Annotated in this window: 15 protein-coding genes; 9 read left to right on the top strand and 6 right to left on the bottom strand. The window is 62.8% G+C overall.

Going from position 1 to position 22,326, the window contains the following annotated elements; genetic code table 11:
• The first annotated feature begins 217 nt into the window (after positions 1–217).
• From CDA63_RS02945 to CDA63_RS02930, 4 genes are all read left to right on the top strand, one after another.
• A complete protein-coding gene (locus CDA63_RS02945; RefSeq protein WP_088462953.1) occupies positions 218–658 on the top strand; it encodes a BlaI/MecI/CopY family transcriptional regulator in 441 nt (146 codons plus the stop codon).
• Positions 615–2,342 (top strand): TonB family protein, encoded by a 1,728-nt coding sequence (locus tag CDA63_RS02940; RefSeq protein WP_088462952.1) that lies wholly within the window; start codon positions 615–617, stop codon positions 2,340–2,342. Before CDA63_RS02945 ends, CDA63_RS02940 begins: the two co-directional genes overlap by 44 nt.
• Positions 2,299–3,657, top strand: a complete 1,359-nt coding sequence (locus tag CDA63_RS02935; protein WP_088462951.1) for an energy transducer TonB — start codon at positions 2,299–2,301, stop codon at positions 3,655–3,657. The genes CDA63_RS02940 and CDA63_RS02935 overlap by 44 nt, the downstream gene beginning before the upstream one ends.
• Before the next feature lie 179 nt (positions 3,658–3,836).
• Entirely contained in the window at positions 3,837–4,874 is a 1,038-nt protein-coding gene (locus tag CDA63_RS02930; protein WP_199797481.1) for a hypothetical protein, read from the top strand.
• A 219-nt stretch (positions 4,875–5,093) separates the two neighbouring features.
• On the opposite strand, the gene CDA63_RS02925 is transcribed toward CDA63_RS02930, so the two are convergent.
• The 4 genes from CDA63_RS02925 to CDA63_RS02910 form a co-directional block, all read right to left on the bottom strand.
• Positions 5,094–6,665: a DHA2 family efflux MFS transporter permease subunit gene (locus CDA63_RS02925; RefSeq protein WP_088462950.1), complete on the bottom strand. Its 1,572-nt coding sequence runs from the start codon at positions 6,663–6,665 to the stop codon at positions 5,094–5,096.
• 168 nt (positions 6,666–6,833) lie between these two features.
• Positions 6,834–7,934, bottom strand: coding sequence for an HlyD family secretion protein (locus CDA63_RS02920; protein ID WP_088462949.1), 1,101 nt, complete (start codon positions 7,932–7,934; stop codon positions 6,834–6,836).
• 93 nt (positions 7,935–8,027) lie between these two features.
• Complete coding sequence (locus tag CDA63_RS02915) at positions 8,028–8,453, bottom strand: universal stress protein (RefSeq protein ID WP_088462948.1); 426 nt, start codon at positions 8,451–8,453, stop codon at positions 8,028–8,030.
• 96 nt (positions 8,454–8,549) lie between these two features.
• The gene (locus CDA63_RS02910) at positions 8,550–9,875 is read right to left on the bottom strand and encodes a TolC family protein (protein ID WP_165768171.1); all 1,326 of its coding nucleotides are present in this window, start codon (positions 9,873–9,875) and stop codon (positions 8,550–8,552) included.
• A 222-nt stretch (positions 9,876–10,097) separates the two neighbouring features.
• Between CDA63_RS02910 and CDA63_RS02905 the strand changes: the two genes are divergently transcribed.
• A complete protein-coding gene (locus CDA63_RS02905) occupies positions 10,098–12,197 on the top strand; it encodes a sigma 54-interacting transcriptional regulator (RefSeq protein WP_088462946.1) in 2,100 nt (699 codons plus the stop codon).
• Between the two features lie 6 nt (positions 12,198–12,203).
• Here CDA63_RS02905 and CDA63_RS02900 read toward each other — a convergent pair whose 3' ends face one another.
• A complete protein-coding gene (locus CDA63_RS02900) occupies positions 12,204–13,592 on the bottom strand; it encodes a thioredoxin domain-containing protein (RefSeq protein ID WP_088462945.1) in 1,389 nt (462 codons plus the stop codon).
• Positions 13,593–13,809: 217 nt separating this feature from the next.
• Between CDA63_RS02900 and CDA63_RS02895 the strand changes: the two genes are divergently transcribed.
• Together CDA63_RS02895 and CDA63_RS02890 are read left to right on the top strand one after the other, a co-directional pair.
• Positions 13,810–15,141 (top strand): AAA family ATPase, encoded by a 1,332-nt coding sequence (locus CDA63_RS02895; protein ID WP_088462944.1) that lies wholly within the window; start codon positions 13,810–13,812, stop codon positions 15,139–15,141.
• A 223-nt stretch (positions 15,142–15,364) separates the two neighbouring features.
• A complete protein-coding gene (locus CDA63_RS02890; RefSeq protein WP_088462943.1) occupies positions 15,365–16,414 on the top strand; it encodes a 5-methylcytosine restriction system specificity protein McrC in 1,050 nt (349 codons plus the stop codon).
• 102 nt (positions 16,415–16,516) lie between these two features.
• On the opposite strand, the gene CDA63_RS02885 is transcribed toward CDA63_RS02890, so the two are convergent.
• Positions 16,517–18,829 carry a T9SS type A sorting domain-containing protein gene (locus CDA63_RS02885; protein WP_165768170.1) on the bottom strand — a complete coding sequence of 771 codons (2,313 nt, stop codon included), beginning with the start codon at positions 18,827–18,829 and terminating at the stop codon, positions 16,517–16,519.
• Between the two features lie 231 nt (positions 18,830–19,060).
• Between CDA63_RS02885 and CDA63_RS02880 the strand changes: the two genes are divergently transcribed.
• Both CDA63_RS02880 and CDA63_RS02875 read left to right on the top strand, forming a co-directional pair.
• Entirely contained in the window at positions 19,061–20,710 is a 1,650-nt protein-coding gene (locus CDA63_RS02880; RefSeq protein ID WP_088462941.1) for a TldD/PmbA family protein, read from the top strand.
• 216 nt (positions 20,711–20,926) lie between these two features.
• Positions 20,927–22,261, top strand: coding sequence for a TldD/PmbA family protein (locus CDA63_RS02875; protein WP_088462940.1), 1,335 nt, complete (start codon positions 20,927–20,929; stop codon positions 22,259–22,261).
• Positions 22,262–22,326: the final 65 nt, after the last annotated feature.

Here is a 22,326-nt window from a genome sequence, read left to right as displayed (position 1 = left end):
CAACCGGCCCGGATTCCGTCAACACCCTGGCCCGCGCCGACGTTCCGCAGCCCCAACCAGTAGCCCAGACTTCAGTCCGCAGCCCCTTGATAAAATGACTCCCTCGGGCTAAGGGCTGAAGTCCTTACCACACCCGTTTTTTCTTCTTCTAAGATATTAGTTTTATAACTAAATAAATAGTTATAAATTCAGTCCATCAACCCCACAACCCTACTACATGGCTGATTCTTCTTTCCCCGAACTGACCCGCGCCGAGGAGCAGGTGATGCAGGTACTCTGGCAACGCGGCCCGTCTTTCGTGAAGGACGTGGTACCGGAGCTGCCCCCGCCCGCCCCCGCCTACACGACGGTTTCCACCATCATCCGCATTCTGGAGCAGAAGGGCTTCGTGGACCACGAGGCCTTCGGGCGCACCCACCGCTACTTTGCCCTGGTGGCCCGCGACGAGTATCGGCGCTTCTCGCTGGGCAAGCTGCTGGGCGGCTACTTCGGCGGCTCGTTCAGCCGGCTGGTATCGTTTTTCGCCCAGGAAGAAAACCTCGACGCGGCCCAACTGGAAGAGCTGCTCCGCCACGCCCAAGCTGCTTCGCCTACCACCACTAACGAAACGCCCGATGCTCCTGACCCTGCTTCCGACCACGACGGCCGCCCTGCTTAGCTGGGGCCTGCAAAGCACGCTGGTGCTAGGTGCGGGCTGGCTGCTCTACCGCTACGCGCTACGGCAGGAGCGGTTCTTCGACTTCAATCGGCGGTTCCTCCTGGTGCTACCCTGGGTAGCGCTGCTGGCCCCGCCCCTGCTGGCCGTCGGCGCGCCGGCGTTAGCCAGCTGGCTTCCCACCTGGCAACCCACCGCTGGCCCGACTGCCGACCTGGTCGGCGGCAGCCTGCTGCCGACTATAACGGTACGTGGTGCCCCCGCTGGCCCGGCCGCTACTGACCCGCTGCCCTGGCTGCTGGGGGTTTATGGGGCGGGCGCGGCCCTATTGCTGGTGCGACTAGCGGCCCAACTCTGGCACCTACACCGCAGTACCCGCCACTTCCCCCGCGAACCCGGCCCCGGCTGCGTGCTGGTGCGCACAGGCGGTCAGCTGCCCATCAGTTCGTTTGGCCGCCTCGTGTTTTGGGATGAAGCCGACTTAACGCCCGCCGAAGCCCGGGCCGTGCTGGCCCATGAACTGGCTCACGTGCGCGGCCATCACACCCGCGAGCGGCTGACGTTGGAAATCGCCCGGGTACTGCTCTGGCCGGTGCCTTTAATGCACCTGCTACCTCCGGCTCTGGCCCAGCTTCACGAGTTTCTGGCCGATGCGGCGGCGCTACGAGCTTACCCTGCTGGCACTGCTTTCACCGCCCTAGCAGCCACGACCTATCCCGCCCTGCTTGCCCGGCTAGCGCTGGCCCAATTCGGGCCCGATTTACCCCTTGCGCATTCGTTCACCCAATCCTTCACCTTAGCCCGTATCCGTATGCTAACGACCTCCGCCTCCCTGCACCGCTGGAAACGCTGGCTGCCGCTACCCGTAGCAGCCAGCTTACTACTTGGCTTAGCTGCCTGCAACAAGGAGCTTGTTGTTGCCACTCCGCTACCCACGCCAGTCGGCGTTTACACCTATGTGGAGCAGATGCCTCAGTACCCCGGCGGGATGCCGCAGCTGCTGAACGACTTGGGTAAAACCGCCCATTACCCAGCCGCTGCGCTGGCCACCAATACGCCGGGAAGAACCTTTGTGCGGTTTATCGTGGGAACCGATGGCACGGTGCAGGCGGCCGAAATTACACAGGGTGCGGCCAAGCCTGGTATGGATACGGAGGTAGCCAGGCAATTCGATGCGGCGGCCCTCCAGGCCGTGCGCGAGCTGCCGGGCAAGTGGACCCCGGGCCAACAAAACGGCAAGGTGCTACCGGTTTATTATACCATCCCGGTTACGTTCGCCAACCAAGCACCTAGCAATGCCACCCCACCACCATCGTCGGCTTTGCTGAAAGCTGGACCCACCACCAGCAACCCGGCGGGCACCAATGTGCAGCCCATAACGTCGCCGCCCAGCCGGGCTCGTTCCTTCGGCTTCGATGTGCCTGGCTCCTACCCCACTCCGAACTACCAGCCCGGCGACATTTACTCGGAGCAAATTATGATCGAGCTAAGAAAAACATTTAAAGATTTGCCTGCCAAGCCGACAGACGCGCCGATCAGTCGAACATACATAAGCCTCATTGTGGGGGCCGATGGGATAATCCAGTCCGTTGAGACGCGGAAGTACTTGGTCAAGCCTACTCCCACCACTAACGAAACGCCCGATGCTCTTGACCCTGCTTCCGACCACGACGGCCGCCCTGCTTAGCTGGGGCCTGCAAAGCACGCTGGTGCTAGGTGCGGGCTGGCTGCTTTACCGCTACGCGCTACGGCAGGAGCGGTTTTTCGACTATAACCAACGGTTTCTTGGGCTGGTCCCGTGGCTGGCGCTGCTTGGGCCGCTGCTGGTGCGGGCCGCCTTGCCCACGCTGCTACGCCAGTTGCCAATAGCTGCCACCGGCGCGCTGGTACAGGCCCAGCTACCCGGTTTCACGGTGCGGGCCGAGGCCACGTTGCCCGGCGAAACCTTCGATTTCGCGCAGTATCTGCCGACGCTGTATGGGCTGGGAGTGGCCCTGCTGCTGCTGCGCCTGCTGGGGCAGGTAGCCCACCTCTGGCTGACCACGCGGCGGTTGCCCCGCACCCCGGGGTCCGGTTACGTGCTGGTACACACCGGCGGCCGGCGGCCCGTCAGCTCGTTTGGGCGCTGGATTTTCTGGGATGAAACAGCCTCGCTCACGCCCGCCGAGGCCCGCACTGTGCTGGCCCACGAGGTGGCCCACGTGCGCCAGGGCCATACCCGACAGCGCCTGCTGCTGGAAGTAGCCCGGGCGCTGCTTTGGTTCAACCCCTTCGCCCACCTGTTCCCACGGGCCCTGGCCCAAACCCACGAGTTTCTGGCCGATGCCGCCGCCCTGCGCACCCTGCAACCCGCCCAAGCCGCTTCCGCCCCGCCCGATCCGGCTCGTTATGCGGCCCTGCTGGCCCGCTTGGCCCTGCGGCAGCTGGGTCCGAACCTAGCTCTCACCCATTCCTTTACCCAATCTCTCACCTTAACCCGGATTCGTATGCTGACTAGCGCCGCCCCCATCCACCGCTGGAAACGCTGGCTCCCGCTGCCGCTGAGCGCCGGCCTACTGCTACTCGTAGCCTGCGAACAGGACCTCGGAAACGCTATTCCCCCGCCGCCGCCGCCACTGCTCGCCTATACCTACGTGGAGCAAATGCCCGAATATGCCGGTGGCCAAGCCCAACTCCTGACTGATGTCGGCAAGCTTACAAGATACCCGGCGGCGGCCCTGGCGGAGAAAATTGAAGGCCAAATATTCGTGAAGTTTATCATCGGGGCCGATGGCACAATGCAGGCCATTCATCTGCATAAAGGCATCGGTACAGCGGTTATCAACTCCGACAACCCCGGGGAGGAACAGGCGGCCAGCGCGGCAACTCCCGGTACGCAGGCGCTGCACCAAGCTGCCCTCAACACCGTGCGAAACCTACCTGGAAAATGGACGCCGGGCCGGCAAGATGGCAAAGCAGTGGCGGTGCAGTACATTGTACCTATCACGTTTTCGCTGAAGTAAACGCCCATTACTCGGTCTTACAAAACGCCGCCCGTACTGCTTCGAGCGGCGTTTTGCGTGATGGCCGAACCGGCAGGACGGCTCATTTTACCGGGCCAGCTGTTGGCGGGCGTATGCTGATTTCGGGCGGAAACCTCCTACCTTAGCAGTTCCATTCGCCTTTAATACCATTTGTTTTAGTGCCTTACCTTTCCACGCTCACCCGCCTCACGGCCCCTGCGCTAGCCTCATTAGGCCTTGCCTTCGCCCTGACCACCCTGCCCGGCTGCGGTTCGCGCTCGGCTACCGACACCGAAGCCGCCGCCATGGCTGCCGATACGGTGCAGCAGCCAGTTGTAGTCGATTCGGCCCAACTGGCCCGGCAGGTCATGCAGCGCGACTCGCTCAAGGCCGATTCTATTGCCAAGAAAAGCGGCCAGCTGCCCGGCGCTATTTTGCCCGGCCACCGCATTGTGGCCTTCTACGGCAACATCCGCTCGAAGGGCATGGGCATTCTGGGCCGCGAGCCCAAGGAGCAGATGTTCCGCAAGCTGGAGAAGGTGTTGGGCGAGTGGCAGGCCGCCGACCCCAGCCGCCCCGTGCAAGGCGCCATCCACAACGTTGCCATCACGGCCCAGGGCACGCCCGGCAAAGATGGCAAATGGCGCCTGATGAACTCCAAGGCTACCATTGAGGAAGTTATCAGGTGGGGCAAGGAGCACAATGTCATTGTGTTCCTCGATGTGCAACCCGGCCACAGCACCCTGCAGGCCGAGCTGCCCAAGTTGGAGCCCTACCTCAAAGACCCGATTGTGCACCTGGGCATCGACCCCGAGTTTTCGCTCGCGACCATGCCCGGCGTGCGCCCGAACCAGAAAATCGGCACCCTCGACGCTAAAGACATCAACTTCACCATCAACTTCCTGGCCCGCATCGTGAGCGAGAACAAGCTCCCGCCCAAGGTGCTGACAGTGCACCGCTTCACGCGCAAAATGGTGAGCAACTACAAAAACATCAAGCTTGACCCCCGCGTGCAGGTGGTTATGCACATGGACGGCCACGGCGACCCGACCCTTAAAAAGGACTCCTATAAGGCCTACATCGTTAATGAGCCCGTGCAGTACACCGGCTTCAAGCTCTTTTACGAGTACGACGCCCGCCCCAAGCCCCACCACATCATGACGCCTGAGGAAGTCATTGCCCTCACCCCCTCTCCGCTCTACGTTCAATATCAGTAGAGGAGCATAAATGAAGTGGTGGTTGAGTGACGGTTTGGTCGTTGCGAGGACGAAGCAACCTGTCCTTTTCTGAGCCCGAAGCCCTTATCCAGCGCAAAGCCCCTGATGTCAGCAGACGTCAGGGGCTTTGTGTTTATGCTAGATGCTGGAGTGCGTGAAGGGCCGATTGCTTGGTCCCCCATCTTCGCAATGACCGAACTGTTACCTATTCACCGCACGCTAGTGCGCGGCGTTCAGGTCGACGGGGCCGGCGTTGCGGATGCGCTTGATGAACATCAGGAGCGGGATGCAGGCCAGGAAGAACAGGCCCAGCATCGTGAACGTTTGAGCGTAGGTGATGAGGGAGGCCTGCTTCATAATGGTGAAATCGAGCACCTGGTAGGCCTGCTGCCGGGCCTGCTCGAAGGAGAAGCCCTTGTTCATGAAGTTCTGGGTAAAGGCCTGTAGCCGCTGCTGGGTTTCAGTGTCGTAGAGCGACACGTTGGGTAGCAGCGCCACCCGGTTGTAGGCCACGTTGCGCTCGAGGTAGGTACCCACGATGGCCACCCCGAACGAGCCGCCGAGCTGGCGCAACATGCCCGTCAGGCCCGCCGCCTGGGCCCCGTCCTTGCCCCGCAGCCCCTGTAACGACATGGTGGTAATGGGCAGAAACAGCAGGCCCAGGCCCACGCCGCGCAAAATCAGGGGCCAGAAGAAGTCGTCTTCGCCGGCGGTGGGCGAAATTTTCTGGCTCATCCAGAACGTGAACAGGAAGAAGATACCAAAGCCAAAGGGCAGCATGAATTTCTGCGGTACGCCCGCCTGCAAGGCCCGCCCGATCAGGGGCATCATCAGGCCCGCTACCACCGCGCCGGGCAGCAGCATAAAGCCCGTTTGAGCGGCCGTGAAGCCCAGAATCCGCTGGGTGAAAATCGGGAAGATGAACACCGAGGCAAACAGACCGAAGCCCAGAATAAACGATAGAATGGCCCCCAGCGCCAGGTTTCGGCTGCGCGTGAGCACCCGCAGGTCTACGATGGGGTTTTTGGCCGTGAGCTCCCGCCAGATGAAGCCCACCACGCCCACCACGGCCAACGCCGTGAAGGCCAGAATCATACCCGACTCGAACCAGTCCTCGGTTTCGCCTTTTTCGAGCACGAATTGCAGCGAGCCTACGCCCAGAATCAGCAGGAAAATACCGGCCCAGTCCAACTCCCGCAACGGCCGCGGAATGGCGTTAGCAATGGATTCGGGGTCCTTGATGAACAGGAAGGTGAAGATGGTGGCCAGTATGCCCACCGGCACGTTCACGTAGAAAATCCAGGGCCAGTCGTAGTTATCCACGATGTAGCCGCCCAGGGTGGGGCCGATAGTGGGGCCGATAATAACGCCCATGCCGAACAGGGCCTGGCCCAACGCCAGCTGCTTGGGCGGGAAGGTGTCAATCAGAATCGACTGCGAGGTAGCCATGAGCGCCCCGCCCCCAATACCCTGGATGAAGCGGAAGGCCACCAGCTCCCAGATATTCGTGCTCTGCCCGCAGGCCATGGAGGCCAGCGTAAACAACACCACCGAGAAGCCGAAGTAGTTGCGCCGCCCGAACTGCTCGGACAGGAAGCCGGTCATGGGCACCACAATCACGTTGGCAATGGCGTAGGCCGCAATCACCCAGCTCACTTCCGCGAGCGTGGCCGAGAGGTTGCCCATCATTTGGGTCAGGGCCACGTTCACGATGCTGGTGTCGATCAGCTCCAGGAGCGTACACAGCACCACCGTGATAACGATAATCCACTTTTTAGCTCCGGTTTCCATGTGGTGAATGAGTGATTGGGGGTAATCAGAACGTCATTCTGAGCGCAGCGAAGAATCTCGCGGGCTGACGTTGCATTGGTACTTCTTAGCCGTTGGATGATTTGGCAACGTCAGCCCGCGAGGTCCTTCGCAGGCTCAGAATGACGTTCTTTTCAACTATCCGACTACCTACTTCACCTTCACGATGGCCCGCACGCTCATACCAGCGCGCAGGGGGTGGTCGGGGTCGGTTTTGGTGAGGCTGATTTTGACGGGTACGCGCTGCACCACTTTCACGAAGTTGCCCGAGGCGTTATCGGGGGGCAGCAGGGCGAAGCGAGCACCGGTAGCGGCCGAGAGCGACTCGATTTTACCCTCGAACTCCTGGTTAGGGTAGGCATCGACCTCGACGCTCACGGGCTGGCCTTCGCGCATGTTTTCGAGCTGCGTTTCCTTGAAGTTGGCAATGATCCAGGTGTTGCCGGAAGCCACCAGGCCCATCAGCTGCTGGTTGGGGCTGATGTTCTGGCCGGGCTGCACGTTTTTCTTGCTCACGATGCCGTTGCCGGGCGCCGTGATGGTGGTGTAGCTGAGCTGGAGCTTGGCGTTGTCGAGGTCGGCCTGGCGCTGTTTTACCACGGCTTCGGCCACGGCAATCTGCTGCTGGGCCGCTGCCACCTGCTGCTGGGCCACGCTCACCTGCTGCTGGGCGGTAGCGCGCTGGGCGCTGGTCGATTTGAGGTTGGCCTGCACGGCGTCGTACTCGCTCTGCGGGATGATGTCCTCCTTGCGCAGGAATTCGCTGCGCTTGAGGTCCTTCTGCAGGCGGGCGCGGTTGGCATCACTCACCCCGATGGCGGAGCGGGCGGCGCCCACGTTGGCCTGGGCGGTGCCCACGCCGGCGCGGGCAGCCACCACGTTGGCCTGGGCGGCGGCCAGGGCGGCTTCGGCGGCATTCACGCGCTGCTGGTAGTCGGCGGGGTCCACGGTTACCAGCACGTCGCCCTTTTTCACGCGCTGGTTGTCCTCCACCTTCACCTCGAGCACGGCACCGGTTACGCGGGGCAGAATCGGATACACGTCGCCTTCTACCTGGGCGTCGTCGGTTTCTTCGTGGGCCTGGCCGAACTGGTAGCGCTGCCAGCCGAAATAGCCACCCACCAGCAGAGCCAGGGCCAGAATAATAAGAATAAAGGGGCGTTTGGAGCGGCCTGTTTGCTCCTCAACTACCGGCTCGTAAGCGGCGGGGGGAGTTGCTACGGCCGGGTCGTGCTGAACGGGAGTTGCCATGAGATGAAGTGAGTGAATCGGTGAGTGAGTGGCTCAGGGAATGAGCAAATAGTTGAAAAGGGAATCGGGTGCAAAGAGCGCTCAGTCGCCACCTCACCCCGTGGGGCGCAGGGCCTGGGGGCAGCCGGGTTTCACGAGCAGCGTTACGCAAGGCGCGGTACGGACCACGGTTTCGGCGGTGCTGCCCATCAGGAAGCGCGTGAGGCCCGTACGGCCGTGCGCGCCGATAACAATGATGTTGGCCGGATGGCGCTGAGCCTCGCGCACAATCTCGCGGGCCGCGTCGCCGTGGGCCACGGCCGTGCTGACGGGCGCGCCGGCCTGCAGCGCCGTTTCGCGGTGCAACGCCAGCTGCCGGGCCACATACACGTCGGGCAACGCCAGGGCGGCCGAGGCCAGCTCCGGTTCCAGCACGTGCAGCAACCGCAATTCCGCCCCCGTACCAGCCGCCAGGGCCGCCGCATAGGTCACCAGCGCCTCCGTCGCAGCAGAAAAATCAATCGGACAGAGGATGGTCATGCGGGCGGTGAATGAGTGATTCGGTGAAGTGGTGGGTGAAAAAGAACGTCATGCTTCGGCTGCGTTCAGCATGACGTTCTTTTCTCTTGCTGCCCGCTACCAGATCTGCTCACCGGTGGCGCGCTTGAGCTGGTACTGGCCGAGCGTGTAGTTATAAATGGCCTGGATGCGGGCCAGGCGGGCCTGGAGCAGCTGGGTTTCGGCATCGAGCACGTCGAGGTTGTTGCCCACGCCGTAGCGGTAGCGGGCTTGGGCGCGGGTGAGGGCATCGGTGGCCTGCTCAATCTGCACGAGCGAGTTATCGTAGCGGGCCGCGCTGGCTTCCAGGTTGTTGGCCGCCTGGCGCACATCGGCCCGGATCTGCTCCTGGGTGTCCTGGATGCGCGACTGGGCCCCGCGGATGTTGGCAGCGGCTTCCACGCGCTGGTTCTTGTTCTTGTTGCCGTCGTAAATCGGCATCGAAAACTGCACCACGCCTACCGAGTTAGGCCGGAACTTATCGAGGTTGGGCAGGTAGCCATTTTTGCCACCCAGTTGCGCGCCTACGCCCAATAGGGGCATGTTGCTGCGCTCAATAAGCTTGAGGTTGAGGTTGGCGGTCTGCTCGGCGTCGCGGGCCAGCTTCACTTCGGGCCGGCCTTCAATGCCCCGGGCCAGCGCGGCCGGCACATCTACAGCCTGGGGCTGGTAGGCCAACGTGCCACGCACGGGCACGTCCACGTACTCGGGCTTGTGCAGCAGGCGGGCCAGCTGCACCTGCTGGTTACGGAGCTGGTTCACCAGCTCAATGCGCGAGTTCCGGGCCTGGGTGATGCGCACCTGGGTGGTCGTCACGTCGAAACGGGTGCTTACGCCACCTTCCACGCGCTTTTCCATTTCGCGCTGATGCTGTTGCAAAGAAGCAATCTGGGCGTCCTGCACCCGAATGCTTTCCCGCACGAACAGGATATTGTAGTAAGCCTGGGCCGCCGAGTAAGCCAGGTCCCGGCGGGTTACGTTGATCTGGTCGGTGGCCGTCAGGCGGCGGCTTTCGGCCAGGTTGTAGGTAGCGTCGCGCTTACCGAAGTCCAGCAGGCCGTACTGCACCGTGATGTGGGCGTCGTAGTTGTTGTTGGGGGCCAGCTGGAAGCCGGGGGCATCGGGGTTCAGCTGAATTTTCACCACCGGGTCGATGCGGGTGTAGGTAGCCGTGCCCGTCACCTGGGGCAGGAAACCACCCCGACTCTGGGTGACGCGGCTGGTAGCCGCATTCACTTCCTCCTCCAGCGTGGTAATGGCCGGATTGGCCTCCAGCACCGAGCGCACGGTACCGTCCAGGGTCAGCGAATCAGACAGCACCGGGCCCTGTTGGGCTCGGACCGTACCGGCACTCAGCAGCCCAAGGGCGACAAGCGGCAGGGCAAAAGTTGGTCGGAAAAACATACTCAGGAATGGCGTGGTAGTAACTGCCTTTAACCGAAAGCTGTGCCAACCCGTTAAATCCATTTTAATGCATTGCAAAAAGTGGCTTCACAGCTTGTAAAAAACGTTTTATCTTCCCCTGATCCAAATATTCAATTTAGTATTTATTTATAATATTTCCCGATATATCAGGATATCCTCGTTTTTATTCCTGACATTTGAGGGAAATAAGCGCCTTTTCTCATGCCTGATCAGGATGATTCGTTACTACTCTACCTCAACGAGGCCATTGCCACCACCCGCAATAAAGAGGACCTGTTTCGGAGCGTGACCGAGAAGCTGCGGCTGATTTTCCCCTTCGATGCCATCACCATCCTGTCCCTCGACACCGAGCATCAGTACCGCCGCGTGTTTCTGCGCGATTACCTGGGGGAGTTGCTGCTGTCCTCCAGCGACCTGACCAAGCCCGGGCGTAGCAGCATTGAGAACACGCCCATCGAGAAATTTCTGCGCGCTCCTCAGCTCCAGCAACTCGATCTGGTGGAGCTGCTGCGTGAATACCCCGATTTCCATCCGTTTCAGTCTTTGCTGGCCAGCAGCATGCGCTACCTCACCATGGTACCCCTGCGCACCGGCGGCCACCTGATCGGGATTCTGAGCATGGTAGCGCGGCGGCAGCCCGAATTATCGGAGCAAGACACCGATCTGCTCGACAAGATTGGCAGCTTGGTGGCCGTGGCCGTTACCAACACGCTGGCCTTCGAAGACATTGCCCGCCGCGAGCAGGAGAAAACCATGCAGCTGGCCCTCAACAACGCCCTGCTCAGCATCAAGGAGCGCGACGAGCTGTTCCGCACCATTGCCACCGAAATCAACCGGGTGGTGCCCTGCGACTACTTTGGAGTGCGGGCCCGGGCGTCGGGCTCGGCGGCCCGGGCCCTGGCCGAGTTCAACAAGCAGCCCGATGGCACCTTCGCCGCCCTCGCCAACAACCGCTACGACGACCTGCCCCACCACCAGGATTCCCAGCCGGCCCTCGCGGAGCTGTTTTCGCGGCCCGGCGTGTACGTGGGGCCCGATTTTGAAGTTTTGGCCGAGCAGCACGCACTGCTACACTACATCCGGGAGCAGCGGGGCACGCAGTCGTTGCTGTGCGCCCCGCTAGAGGACAGCAATGAGCCCGCTGCGGCCCTCATTCTGGCCAGCCACCAGCCCCTGGCCTTTACCGAGGAGCATCTGGAACTGATGCAGAACCTGGTGCCCCAGATCCGACTGGCCGTGCAGAACGTGCTGGCTTTTGAGCAAATCGACGCCCTGCGCACCCAACTGGAGCGGGAGCGCACCTACCTCATCGACGAAATAAACACTACTGCCGCCGCCCGCCTCGACGATTTCGTGGGCGGCAGCGCAGCCATGCGGGCCGTGTACACCCGCCTGGCCCAGGTGGCCCCCACCGATACCACCGTGCTGATAACGGGCGAAACCGGCACTGGTAAGGAGCTGGTGGCCCGGGCCCTGCACCACCTTTCGCCGAGGCGCGAGCGGGCCCTCATCAAGCTCAACTGCGCCGCTTTGCCCGCCCAGCTTATCGAAAGCGAACTATTTGGCCACGAAAAAGGCGCTTTCACGGGGGCCCACGACCGGCGCATCGGTAAGTTCGAGCTGGCCGACAAGGGCACGATTTTCCTGGACGAAGTGGGCGAGCTGCCCCTCGATCTGCAGGCCAAACTGCTGCGGGTGCTCCAGGAAAAGGAGTTTGAGCGCATTGGGGGCCGCCGCGTCATTCAGTCGGATGTGCGGGTGATTGCGGCCACCAACCGGGTGCTGGAGGAGGAAGTAGCCGCCGGCCGCTTCCGGGCCGATTTGTACTACCGCCTCAACGTATTCCCCATCCGGCTGCCGGCCCTGCGCGAGCGGCCCGAAGACGTGGAGCCGCTCATGCGCCATTTCCTGGAGCGCTTCACCAAGCAGATGGGCAAGCCCGTGCGCGGCCTGCGCGAGCGGGATTTGCGGGCCCTGCAACAGTACGGTTGGCCGGGCAACGTGCGCGAACTGGAGCACGTGGTGGAGCAGGCCGTGATTGTTAGCCAAGAGAAATTCCTGGAGTTCCAGGGCTTCGCGGCCGGCACCGCCCCGGCGGCCCCGGCCTCACCCGAAGCCGGTGGTCCGCTCAAAACCCTGCGCGAGCAGGAACGCGACCATATCCTGGCGGCCCTGCACCGCACCGCCGGCCGCGTCAGTGGCCCCAACGGCGCGGCCCTCCTGCTCGACATCAACCCCAAAACCCTGGAAGCCCGCATGAAAAAGCTGGGCATCCGGCGCGAGTACCAGGTGGTAGAATAGAGCCTGCTACAGTGTCCGGGACTTGATTTTGCGCAGTACTTCTTGGTAGGCAGCTACCGGCTGGCCTTCCTTTTTGGCCTGAGCAACGGCTTTCTGCTGCGTGACCTCGGCCTCAGTATTCAGATGCAGGGCATACAGCAAGTGGGCCAGCGTGTCGTAGTAGCCGGCGCGCGGGTCGAGGTCGATGGTGCGCTGGCTCCAGCGCATAGCTTGAGCCAGGTAGGCGGTGCGACGCGTGCCGGAGCTGTACACCTCCCAGGCACCATTGTTCAGCTCCGCAGCATACACGTCGCCACCGGAGCGAAATACGCTTACCATCTTCACCGCCGAATCGGGGCGGGCTAGGTTGGTGTAGGGTGTGGGGGCAGTGAAAGGATTTTTCGAGGTGCGCTGGCGGCGGATGGTGTCGGCGGGCGTGGCCATGTAGTGCTGCTCGTAGTGGCTCATGAGCAAAGGCAAGTAGCGGGCCGTGTCGCCCACGGCTTTGTAATAGCGCAGCATATTGCTGCCGTAGGCTTGGCTGGCCCGCTGCCGGTTGGACGAAGCGTTCCAGGAGGCACTGGCGAAACCGGCCGTCTGGGTGGCCAGCTGCACGTCGCGGCTGGCAATAGCGGCCTGCATGGAGTTGGTAATAATGGCACTGTTGATAGCCACGCGCCGGTGCAGGAGCAGCGTAGTATACAGGCTATCTACGAGGCGCTTATTGAGCCGGGCAACGTTGTAGGCGCGGCTGTTCAGCACGGGGCCGTATTCGTGCACAAACACCACTTCCGCGAACTGGTCGAAGGCCTTTACCGGCAGCTCCCGCACGTATTCATCCAGCAGTTCCGGGCTGACGATAGCGCCAACGCTGCGGCGGGCCTGCAGGTACTGGCGCAAAAACGCGGCGCCTCGCTCGCCCCGGGTGTAGCGCTTTTCCAGGCTGCTCAGGTTATCGGGGCTGGCCAGCTTCTGCCGAAACGTTTCGATATCGGCCAGGTAGCGCTGCGGGTCGCGCACGTTGCTGAAGCTGCGGTGCAGCACGGTGCCATCGGGATGCAGGTAGAGATAGGTCGGGAAGGTGCTCACGTGGTAGCGGCGGGCCAAGCGCTGCCCCGCCGGAGTGTTGTTGAAAGCCCGCACCACTAGAAAGTTGGGCTGCAAGGCCTTCACCACCGCCGGATCGTTCAGGGAAGTGCCATACACCCGCTCGGCTTCCTGCCGGCTGAGCTTGGCGGCGCTGGGCGGGAGCGACGTGGTGAGCAGCAGAAACACCGGCTTTTGCAGCCGGGCGGCCCGCTGCAGCACTTGGCCCAGCGAGTCTTTCTCAAACGTAAGCTCCTGGGCGGTGGCGGCCGGGGTGGTAGCCAGCAGGCAAAGCGTCACCAGTAGATAGCGGAACAGTACAGTAGGCATCGGTATAATTAGGCAAGAGATGAAGTGGTAGCTAAAGACTGCCGAAACTACGCAAAGGATTCTTCTGAGGCCGACGTTGGCTGCAGCCTGCCTGAGGCCGGCCCCACAGTGCTCCATTCGTAGAGTTACGCACTGCTGCCCTACTTCTATCTTATTCCTGCGAAGCAGGCAACTGAAAACCCTGGCAACGCTGTTTTGCTTGTACCTTTCTTCCTGCATGCCCGACTCCGCCCCCGAAAACCCGCCCATTACCCGCGAACAGGTACTGCTAGCCCTTCGTCAGCTCGACGAAACGGGGCCGCAGATGCCGCTGAGCACGGTGTACGACCTCGTGTACCGGGGCCGGCGCTACGCCCCGCGGCAGGTGGCCCAGCTGGCCTACCAGCTGGCTACCGGGGAAGCGGCGGCGAAGTGGCCGTTGCGGGCCGGGGCCCCTACCAACAAGGTCCTGGAGGCCCTCGATTTCACCATTGCCACCAAGCGCCCCACCCTCGAAAACTCGCCCCTGCTGGATGGCGACGTGGCCGCCCAGCAGCAGATGCAGGAGCTTTACACCGGCGCGACTCGCCCCGACCAAACCGGCAAGCGCCGGGTTGAGTCGGAGGAATCAGTCGGGCCGACGCGGGCCGAAGTCGGGGAGCCGGTGGTAGCGTATGAACACCCGCCCAGCAGGCCGTACACGCTGGAAATGGCACGGACGGAGCTATTTTTGTCGGCTGACGAGCTGGCGGCGGCGCGGGCGGCCCTGCAGCGGCGGCGTAACCTGCTGCTGCAGGGCCCGCCGGGCACGGGCAAGACGTTTCTGGCCCGGCGGCTGGCCTGGCTGGAGCTGGGGGCCACCGACGCGGCCCGCATCGAGCTGGTGCAGTTTCATCCGAGCTACAGCTACGAGGACTTCGTGCAGGGTTTCCGGCCCGACGGCAACGGCGCGTTTCGCCTCCAGAACGGCATTCTGGTAGACTTCTGCCAGCGCGCCGCCCAAGACCCCGACCACCCGTATTTCCTGCTGATTGACGAGCTGAACCGGGGCCACGTGGCCCGCATTTTCGGGGAGCTGCTATTGCTGCTCGAAGCCGACAAGCGCGGTCCTGCCCACGCGGTGCGCCTACCCTACGCCCCGGCCGGCAACCCGCCGTTTTTCGTGCCGGAAAACGTGTTCGTCATTGGCACCATGAACCTGGCCGACCGCAGCCTCGCGCCCCTCGATTATGCCCTTCGTCGCCGCTTCGCCTTCGTGAGCTTGCAGCCCGAATTCGGGGAGCCGCTGCGGGCACTGCTCGTAGCCCACGGGGTGCCGGCCGCCGTCATCGACCAGCTCACCACCCGCCTGCTCGACCTGAACCGCACCATCGCCGACGACCCCGACCTGGGGCTCGATTTCTGCCTCGGCCACAGCTACTTCTGCCACCCGCCCCCCGACCCCACCCGCGCCGCCGAGTGGCTGCGCCTCATCCTAGAGCAGGAAGTGGCCCCGTTGCTCGACGATTACTGGCTCGACCAGCCTGCAAAGGCCGCCGCGCAGAAAAAGAGGCTGCTGGCCGGGCTGTAGTTGGTCAGTCCACGGAACGTCATGCTGAGCATTCTGCGCATCAAGTAGAGACGGAGCGCAGTCGAAGCATCTCTACCGCCACACTAACCCCGTCGCCCTCTTGCTCTCCATTTCAAATAGAGGGACGGGAGGGGAAGAGATACGCCCGAACGAAGCAATACAGATGCTTCGACTGCGCTCAGCATGACGCGTCTGACAACTGACTAACTGAAAACCACCCTGCGTGATTCCGATTCAGAACCTGTACTACCTGCTGTGCTACGCCTGGAACCGATTGCCGGAAGCGGAGGAGCTGCAGGCGGTGAGTGGGGCGGAATTCCGGCGGCCGCTGGCGCTGCTGGCTCACGTGCTGCTGCGCGGCACCACCCGGCTGCTGCACCAGGGCCTGCCGCTGCGCTACACCGAGCGCACCGAGGAGCTGCCGGAGCTGCGGGGCCGGGTGCTACTTGACCCCACCCTGCGCCGCCAGCTGCTGCCCCGGGGCCGGGCCGTGTGTGCTTTTGATGAGCTAACGCCGTCTTCGCCGTTGGCGGGTCTGCTGCGCGGCACACTTCAAGTGCTGAGCCGAAGCCGGGCGGTGCCCCCGGAATTGCGCCGGCAAATCCGGGCGGGGCTGCGCCGGTTTCCGGCCGCTGTGGAAGCGCTGCCGCTCACAGCCACCACGCTGCGGTTGGTACGCCGGGAGCGGCCCAGGGGGCTGAGCGGGTTTCTGCTGAACGTGTGCGAGCTGGTTTACCGGAGCACCCTGCCCGCCCCCGACACGGCTAGCCCCGCCCGGTTCCGCGACTTCCGCCGCGACGAGCCGCTGATGGCCCGCTTGTTCGAGCAGTTCGTGCGCAACTTCTACCGCCTGGAGCAGCGGCAGTTCCGGGTATCATCAGAAACCATTGCCTGGCAGGCCGAGGCTGCAACGCCCGAGGCGCTGGCCCTGCTGCCGGCCATGATAACCGATACGAGCCTGGAAAGCCCGGCCCGCAAAATCATCCTCGACACCAAGTACTACGCCGCCGCCCTCAAGCGCCACCACGACCAGGCCCGGCTGATTTCGCCCCACCTCTACCAGCTTTACGCTTACCTGCAGAACCAGCCTATGCAGCCCGACCAGCAGCTCGACCAGCAGCTCGAAGGCATCCTGCTTTACCCGGCGGCCGCCCAGGCCATCGACCTGCGCTACACCCTCGGCGGCCACCCCGTGCGCGTGGTCACCATCGACCTGAATCAGCCCTGGGAAGGTATTGCGGCGGCTTTGCTGGGGCTGCTGGCGGAACGCTAAACAAGGAGGCTACTACCCCAACGGACCCACCTGTGCAGGTGAGCCCATCAACGTAGCAGCCTCCTCATTTTACCAGCTCACTGCGAGATGATTTGCCTTATGCTATTCGCGTACGATGCGGTAGATGGCCGTGCCGCCTTCCGTAGTGGCCCGCAGCAGGTACATACCAGCCGGCTGGGCGCTTAGGTCGAGCGGCTCGCGCACGATGGTTCCGGCGTTCAGGGGCATGATGGTGCGCTGGTGCACGACCTGGCCTACGGCATTGATAACCGTTACGTCGACAGCCTTGCGGTAGCCGCTCAGGGCCAGGGTCAGCTGCCCGGAGAAGGTGGGGTTCGGGTACACTTCCAGCGAGGAACCGGCCAGTGGTTTGGCCGTGGCCGTAACTACCAGCGGCGCGGAAGCGGCGGAAGCGCAGCCGGCCGCCGAGGTCGTAACCACGGTGTAGGCACCCGCCTGGGCCGCCGCATTCACCACGTAGGTTGGGGCCGTAGCGCCCGGAATCAGCACGCCGCTGCGGTACCACTGGTTGCCGGTGGGGGCGCTGCTGGTGAGCGTGGCGGTAGTGCCGCTGTACTGGATGCTGACGGTGGGCGTGGCCGGCGTGGCGTTGATGGTCAGGGGCACGCTGCTGGTGCTGGGGCAGGGGCCACCCACGCTGTAGATGACGGTGTAGCTGCCCGGGGTAGAGGCCGCCAAGTTAATGGCGCCGGTCTGGGCGTTCAGGCTCAGGCCCGAACCCGCCGAGAATATGCCCCCACTGGTGCCGCTGATGGTGGCAGCCAGCGGCGCGTTGCTCTGGCAGAAAGCCGCTCCGCTGTACGCAAACCCCGCCGTGGTGAGCGGGTTGACCGTCAGCGTTACCTGGCTGGAGTTGGTGCATCCGTTGGAAGACGCCGTGACGGTGTAGGTTTGGCTGACAGGCGCATTGGTAGTGTTGGTGAGCGTAAGCGTTGGCTGGGCCACGGTAGCACTGCTCAGGCCGGCAGCCGGGCTCCACTGATAGGTGTAGCCCGCCAAAGCCGCCGTACCCAACTGCACCGAACCGCCCGAGCAAAGCGCCTGGGCCGGACCGGCATCGGCCGTGATGGCCGGGTTCACGGTTACGCGCACGGCTTTGCTACCCACGCAGCCGTTGGCCGTAATGGCCGTGAGCGTGAAGATGTAGGTACGCGGGGTAGTGGTGGTGTTAGGCAGCGAAAAGGTAGGCTGGGCGGCCGTGGGGCTGCTTAGGCCGGTCGAGGGCGACCAGCTGTAGGTGAGTCCGGCTACGGCCGGGGTGCCCAGCTGGGCCGACTGCCCGGAGCACAGCACCCGGTCGGGGCCGGCGTCGGGAGTGGGAGCGGCTTCTACGGTTATCGTAACCTGGGCCGTGGCCGTGCAGTTGGTGTTGTCACCGGTTACGGTGTAGGTCGTGGTTTGGGTGGGCGAAGCCACGGGGTTGGCCGAGCGGGGGTTGCTCAGGCCGGTGCTCGGCGACCACAGGTAGTTCTGGGCCCCGGTAGCCGACAACGAAACTGAGGTGCCGGCGCAGATTGTCTGGTTAGCCGACACGGTGAGCACTGGCGTCGCGCGCACGTTCACCGTTACCTGGCTCGTGGCCTCGCAGCCCGATGCATTGGTTACCGTTACGGTGTAGATGGTGGAGGCTACCGGCGAGGCCGTGGGGTTGGCCACATTCGGGTTGCTGAGGCCGGTAGTGGGGCTCCAGCGGTAGCTGCTGCCCCCGCTGGCGTTCAGCAAAACAGATTCGCCGGAACAGATATTAGTGAACTGGGGATTGACGTTGACAATGGGCAGCGCATTCACGGTTACAACTACCGCCGACGTGCTGGTGCAGCCGTTGAGGCTGGCCGTAACGGTGTAGGTGCCGGAACGGTTAACGCCCACATTGGAAATGGTGGGGTTCTGCAGCTGCGAAGTAAAGCCGTTCGGGCCGGTCCAGGCGTAGCTGGCCCCCGATACGGTGGAGGCCGTCAGCAGCAGGTTGTTGCCGGAGCACAGGGGCGAATTGCTGCCCGCTGTTACGCTGCCGATGTTGGTAATGGCTAGGTCCTGGCCGTTGTCGGAGCCGGTGGTGGCCGGATCGGAGGCCACTACCCGCACCCGGTACCCGACGCCGGTTACAATGGAAGCCGGGATGGTGGCCGTGATGGTGCCGCCTGCCGAACCAGCAATTGATCCGATGGCTACCGGTGCGGCAAACGAGCCGGCCTGGTCCGAGAGCTGGGCCGTGAAGACGTTGTTGCCATTGAGCGTGCCATTGCTGACGGTGTAGCTCACGCGGATGGTGGCATCCTTGCAGAAGGCTGCCCCATTGAGCACCGTGCTGGTAATGGTAACGGCCGACGCCGGCCCGGCCCAGGTCAGCAGCAGTAGTAGCAGGGAAAAACAAAAGAGTAAACGGTGTTTCATACGGTAGGAATTGGGAGGTGAGAAAAACGACCATGCGCTGGCCCGGCAGCCGCCGGAACGCCCGAAGGTGAGCGGCGTGGCCGCTTGGAGCAGTTTTATCGAATTAGGTTTAATCGGGCCCGGATAAAAAGTGCAACCTGAGTTGGTTGCCGGGGTCATTCGATTTGCAACGCCGGTTTTTTCCCCCTAAACTGCTTACTGCATTCTCCACTCACCCAAACCCGTACTGATTTGAAACGACGCGACTTTGTGGGCCTCACCGGGCTGGCAACGGGTGCCCTCTGGCTGCCCTCCTTCCCCGGCTTCAGCGGCACCCTCGTTGACCCCGCCCGCCTGCTGGAACCCGGCCTGGATGTGGCCGTGAAAAAACGCCTGGCCGACGCAGCCCTGAATACAGCTAAAGCCGCTGGTGCTACCTACGCCGATGTGCGCATCGGGCGCTACCTCAACCAGAGCGTGTTTACCCGCGAAAAGCAGGTTCAGAACATTGCCAGCGGCGAGAGTTTTGGGGCCGGCGTACGGGTGCTGGCCAACGGCACTTGGGGTTTCGCCTCCACCAATACCGTAACCGAAGCGGGCCTGGCCAAGGCCGCCCAGCTGGCCGTGCAGATTGCCAAGGCCAACAGCAAAGTGCAGAAGGAGCCCGTGAAGCTCGCCCCCCAGAAGGGCCAGGGCGTGGTATCATGGAAAACGCCCATCAAGGTGAATGCCTTCGAGGTGCCGGTGAAGGACAAGGTAGAGCTGCTGCTGGCCGCCAACGCCGCCGCCCTCGACAACGGCGCCTCGTTCGTGAATTCGGCTTTGTTTCAGGTGAACGAGCAGAAGTATTTCGCTTCCACCGACGGCTCTTACATCGACCAGGACGTGCACCGCATCTGGCCCAACTTCTCGGTCACGGCCATCGACCGGGCTTCGGGCAAGTTCCGCTCCCGCGACGCCCTGAGCGCGCCCATGGGCATGGGCTACGAGTACCTGCAGCCCAAGGCCGAAGACAAGATTGCCGGCCCTACCGGCACCGGCCTCATCGGCTACCGCAACAGCTTCGACATGCTCGCCGACGCCGCTTTAGCTGCCCAGCAGGCCAAGCAGAAACTCACCGCCAAATCAGTCACGGCCGGTAAGTACGACCTTGTACTCGACCCCAACCACCTGGGCCTGACTATCCACGAAAGCGTCGGCCACCCTACCGAGCTTGACCGGGTGCTGGGTTATGAGGCCAACTACGCCGGCACCAGCTTCGCCACCCTCGACTGGAAGGCCAAGGGCCAGCCCTACGGCTCGAAGCTGGTGAACATTGTGGCCGACAAGCTGCAAGCCAATTCGCTGGGTGCGGTGGGCTACGACGACGAGGGCGTGCCGACCAAGGAGTGGAACATCATCAAGGACGGCAAGCTGGTGGACTACCAGAAAATCCGCGACCAGGCCCACATCGTGAACCAGAACGAATCGGATGGCTGCTGCTACGCCGATTCGTGGAGCTCGGTGCAGTTCCAGCGCATGCCCAACATCAGCCTCAAGCCCGGCACCGCCAAGCTGAGCGTGGACGATATGATTAAGGGTGTGGACAAGGGTATTTACATTGCCGGCCGCGGCTCGTTTTCGATTGACCAGCAACGCTACAACTCCCAGTTCGGTGGCCAGGTGTTCTACGCCATCGAGAAGGGTAAAATTGCCGGCATGCTCGAAGATGTAGCCTACCAGACCAACACCCTGGAGTTCTGGGGTTCCTGCGCCGCCATCTGCGACGCGTCGGACTACCGCCTGTTCGGCTCCTTCTTCGACGGCAAGGGCCAGCCGCCCCAGGTTTCGGCCGTGAGCCACGGCTCGGCCACCACGCGCTTCAACGCCGTGAACGTGATTAATACCGCCCGGAAAATTTAAGCTGTTCTCCCGTTTCGCCTCACCCCCTAGCCCCCCTCTCCGAAAAAGGAGAGGGGAACTAGCTTCTAATTTTTAGTTTAGCTGTGGCTGCTTTAGAATTAGAAAGCTAAGTTCTAGTCCCCCCTCTCCTTTTTTGGAGAGGGTGCTAGGGGGGGGAGGCGTATGTGAGGCGTACGCTAGAACAACCCAACTACCACGCATCAACGAATCAACCATATGGCCATACTTTCTCAAACCGAAGCCCAGGCAATCCTCAAAAAGGTGCTGGGTTTCAGCAAAGCCGATGAGTGCGAAGTGACGCTCAACGGCCAGTCGGGCGGCAACGTGCGCTCGGCCCGCAACGCCATCAGCACCAGCGGCGGCATCGACAACGTGAGCCTCACAGTGGAGTCGCGGTTCGGCAAACGCTCGGGCGTGGCCACCTGCAACCAGTTCGACGACGCCACGCTGCGCACCTGCGTAACGCGGGCCGAGGAAATTGCCCGCCTCGCCCCCGAAAGCCCCGAGTACATGCCCCTGCTCGGCCCCCAAAAGTACCTGCCCCTGCCCCCAACTTTCGCCAAGGCCACTGCCGACATCACGCCCGATTACCGCGCCGCCCAGGTGGGCAGCAGCATGGTTATCTGCGATGAACGCAAGCTTAGCTCGGCAGCCTTCCTCAACGATTCGGCCGGGTTTGTGGCCAAGCGCAACAGCAAGGGTCTGGAGGCCTACCAGCAGCAGTCAGGCCTGGAGTTCAGCATTACGGTGCGCACACCCGACGGCACCGGCTCGGGCTACGCCACGGCCGACTACAACGACGCCAGCAAGTTCGACGCGAAAACCCTGACCCGCATTGCCGCCGACAAGGCCGCCGGCTCGCGCAACGCCAAGGCCCTGGAGCCCGGCAAATACACCGTTATTCTGGAGCCCGCCGCTCTGGTAGCCAACACCGACGCCTCGCTGCTCCAGGCTTTGATGAGCGCCCTCGACGCCCGCAACGCCGACGAGGGCCGCTCGTTCCTGAGCAAGAAGGGCGGCGGCAACCGCAAGGGCGAGAAGCTCTTTGATGAGCGCGTGACCATCTACTCCGACCCCACCAACGCCGAGGTGCCCGACCTCACGTTTTCGGGCGACGGCCGGCCCCAGCAGAAAGTAACGTGGATTGAAAAGGGCGTAGTGAAGAACCTCTACAGCTCCCAGTACTGGGCCCAGAAGGCCGGCATTCCCGATATCCCGCGCCCCGGCGGCTGGATTATGGAAGGCGGCACCCAGAGCGTGCAGGACCTGATCAAGAGCACCGCCAAGGGCATCCTGGTAACGCGCCTGTGGTACATCCGCCCCGTCGACCCGCAGACGCTGCTCTACACCGGCCTCACCCGCGACGGCACGTTCTACATCGAAAACGGCCAGATCAAGTTTCCGGTGAAAAACTTCCGCTTCAACGAGAGCCCGATTATCATGCTCAACAACCTCGAAGCCATCGGCAAGCCCGTGCGCGTAGGCGGCAACCTGGTGCCCCCGCTTAAAATCCGCGACTTCACCTTCACGAGCTTATCAGACGCCGTCTAGAATCACAGATGATGCAGATAAAGAGGATTCGTTCTGCGGGACCTATCTTCTGCTTTCACCAGAAC

The sequence above is a fragment of the Hymenobacter amundsenii genome (genome assembly GCF_002204745.1).
GTDB classification, from domain to species: Bacteria; Bacteroidota; Bacteroidia; order Cytophagales; family Hymenobacteraceae; genus Hymenobacter; species Hymenobacter amundsenii.
The sequence above is the reverse complement of the archived record's forward strand: the minus strand, read 5'-3'. Positions and strand labels throughout refer to the sequence as shown.